This is a genomic window from Vibrio sp. qd031 (genome assembly GCF_002100145.1).
In the GTDB taxonomy this organism is placed as follows: Bacteria; Pseudomonadota; Gammaproteobacteria; order Enterobacterales; family Vibrionaceae; genus Vibrio.
Map to the genome: position 1 here is coordinate 1 of NZ_JXQD01000020.1, position 3,054 is coordinate 3,054.

The 3,054-nt window shown below is 44.1% G+C and carries 3 protein-coding genes; 2 read left to right on the forward strand and 1 reads right to left on the reverse strand.

Annotation, left to right across the window (positions count from 1 at the left end):
* Window positions 1–455: 455 nt before the first annotated feature.
* Window positions 456–1,481 carry an IS110 family transposase gene (locus ST37_RS07895; protein ID WP_084885266.1) on the reverse strand — a complete coding sequence of 342 codons (1,026 nt, stop codon included), beginning with the start codon at window positions 1,479–1,481 and terminating at the stop codon, window positions 456–458.
* A gap of 123 nt (window positions 1,482–1,604) precedes the next feature.
* Here ST37_RS07895 and ST37_RS07900 point away from each other — a divergent pair, with 123 nt between their 5' ends.
* The gene (locus tag ST37_RS07900) at window positions 1,605–2,117 is read left to right on the forward strand and encodes a hypothetical protein (protein WP_084885268.1); all 513 of its coding nucleotides are present in this window, start codon (window positions 1,605–1,607) and stop codon (window positions 2,115–2,117) included.
* 96 nt (window positions 2,118–2,213) lie between these two features.
* Window positions 2,214–2,624, forward strand: coding sequence for a hypothetical protein (locus tag ST37_RS07905; RefSeq protein ID WP_084885269.1), 411 nt, complete (start codon window positions 2,214–2,216; stop codon window positions 2,622–2,624).
* The last annotated feature ends 430 nt before the right edge of the window (window positions 2,625–3,054 follow it).

Here is a 3,054-nt window from a genome sequence, read left to right on the forward strand (position 1 = left end):
TTGGCGTTCATAGTCGTAACTCCTTTGTTTACCATCGAGTGATGGAGTAACAAGAAGTATGGTGCTTTTACGTTTTGCTCTGCCGCGGAGCGGCTTCGTTCAACAAAGCCTTCAAGACTGATTCGTAAACGTGTGCCGAACTCGCTATCGCTCAAACATGGCACACGTTCACTCACAGCTTAAGGCGGCTACATGGATTCCCCTGGCTGTCAAACATCCGCTAAACTTATGTTGATTGGTTTTGGACTGCCGCTCTACATTCGGCCTATTTATCGACGGTTCGCATACGTCGTGGCCCTGATGACTTTGCGCGACTGCGGTGCCTTATTCGTTAGATGACATCTAATGTGTCCGCCGCATTAACAGGCTCTCCGCAAGTGGTCTTAACCTATCTCCATCATTAGCGTCTGCAATGACCCGGTGGGGTTAACTCTTTATGCTGCTTGGGGTGCTACTTAAGCAGCATAGTTTTCATACTCTGTTTGATTGTGTAAAAGCGACCATATAATTCGAGCGTTTTTCGCCGCGAGGGCCACGATCGCTCGATTCATTCCGCGCCGTTCTAGAACGCCTCTACACCACTGACTTAACCTATCTTGCTTATCGCCAAGGTTGGCAATCACCGTTCTCGCGCCGTGGACTAATAGCGTTCTTAAGTATTTGTCACCGTGTTTAGTGATCCGGCCTAACCGAGGTTTTCCACCTGTAGAATATTGCTTAGGAACCAAACCTAGCCAAGCAGAGAAGTCGCGGCTTTTATCAAACTGCGAACCATTTCCTATTGAGGCGAGTATCGCTGTAGCAGTTTGAGGGCCAATGCCTCGAACCTTCATTACCCGTTGGACATTGTCACTGACCTTAGCAAATGAATCGAAGATTTGCTCCGTATCTGAAATACGTTGATTCAATTCGTCCAGGTGGTGATACGCATCAGCGATCACTGATCTCGCAAGGTGTGGCAGTTCGTTTTCTGCATCTTCTAGCATTAAGGGAACACTCTTCATCAATGAAGAACGACCAACCGGTATGACTAGCCCAAACTCAGAAAGCAAGGCTCGCATGCGGTTCATAAGCGCGGTATGCTCGCGAACCCAATGTTCTCTCATCCTATGCACTGACAATATGGCTTGTTGCTCAGGAGATTTAACTGGTACGAAGCGAGTTGAAGGACGCTGGACTGCTTCGCAAATAGCGACGGCGTCATTCAGGTCGTTCTTTCCTTTAGTTCGATATGGGATCACATATTTAACGGCCATAATACGGGTATCGTGCCCCAGTTTATTGAGTGTCCTTGCCCAATAATGTGCACCACCACACGCTTCAACACCTATACGCATGAGTGGCATATTTGCTAAGGTAGTCAGTAGTTTAGAGCGGGTTACTGATTTATGAAGAATGACCTTACCATTTTTGTCAACAGCATGAAGACTAAAGTGGTTTTTAGCTAGGTCGATACCGCAGAAATAGGAATAATCAGACATGGTGCCTCCGGTGTATTTAAGTACCACATAAGTGTGGCAGATCCTCGGGAGGGGGAATCCATGTCATTCGTTAGGGTTCAATATAACAAAATAGCTCATCTAAAAATTCAAGGAGTAAAATAGATGAAAACAAAACTAGTAATCGCGTCAGCACTTTCTTTTGGAATTACGTTAGCTAATCCCGTTTTGGCAAACGATGATCAGACTCTATTGAAGTCATTTCATGACTACGGAATTTCAAAGTGTGATAGTTTTATATTGGAAAATAGTAAGCTGAAAAGTAACTGGAACTATTTTATCAATAAGCATGCAGGCGGTATTGATGGGCCTTCAACAGAAGTTACGATCACACAAATCTTTGGTTCTAAGGGCGATACCGTAAAAACCGAGGACACTTATATTCAAACCGCAAAGAAGTGCTTTTTGAGGCAAACTTGGACATTAACATTCCCAGGTTCATGCTCAGAAAATATTGATGGTAACGCTTGGTATGTGTCAACAAAAATGCCAAATAAAGATTATACAACCTATAAAAATGCGGGGGGCTTGGAACTTCATGCAAAAGAAATTTCAATGGGTAATTTCAAAGCGTGTGTACAAGAAGGCTCTATACGTACTAGTAGCTCACATGGCTAAACCCTAACAAGGCGCTGCACACGGATAAATTACTCGCTGCGCTCCCAATTTACCGGTGATCGCAGCGTTAGCCTCCCCCAGGGAACGGATTTATAAATGAATTTAGTACCAAATCCATACACTCGTAGAATTAAGTATTTGGCTTTGTTTTCCATGCTATTTGACTTAACTTTGACGCTTATTGGTCAATCTGAAACCTATTGGAGTTCTAGCGGTGTTGAGGTAAATGAAGCAAATGAGCTATTTCATTATTTTTCTAGCCATGGGTCTCTTTCATTTGTCGCCTCTTTGCTTGCATATGTAGCAATTATGTTTGGACTAATCACATATGTTCCAACTCGCATTGCCTATGTAGGGAGTTTAGCGCTTATATTTGGTCACTACTATGGTGCTTGTAGTTGGTTAACATGGGATTACGGAGTTCAAGCGGCAGTCGTCTATGCCATATTTTTAGCGTCCATTTTGGTTTACGCTGAAGGAAAGTTTTTCAAAAATAGTGAGACCTAATTCGTGCGATGGGCGGCTAACAAATAAGGATTAAGCGCTGCGCCAGCCAGCGTTAAATCCCGAGTGTTGAACAAGCCCGTTGTCTCTCTATAAGTAAATTGTGCGATTGGCGGCTCAGGTGATCACGCCTTGATACTTTTCTCAAGGCGAACGCTGTCGTGATAAGACCTAAAGTGACATCTTATCAGCAGGTTAGCGTTTATTTATTCGGCTTTTTGGTATCGCATCTCCTTTCTTAAGTTATCATCATTATCCTTATTATCTCAGCCTTTCGGCTATCTCGGTCGCGTGATCCCAACGCACCCCATCTCATGCTGACAGCAGGGACAGACACGTACTGCTTTGCTCTTTTTTGCCAGTGTGAACAAGACTTTTTGAAGGCTATCGCCAACCAGTAACCATTGAATACGGCTCAGGATATGTCGTGCTT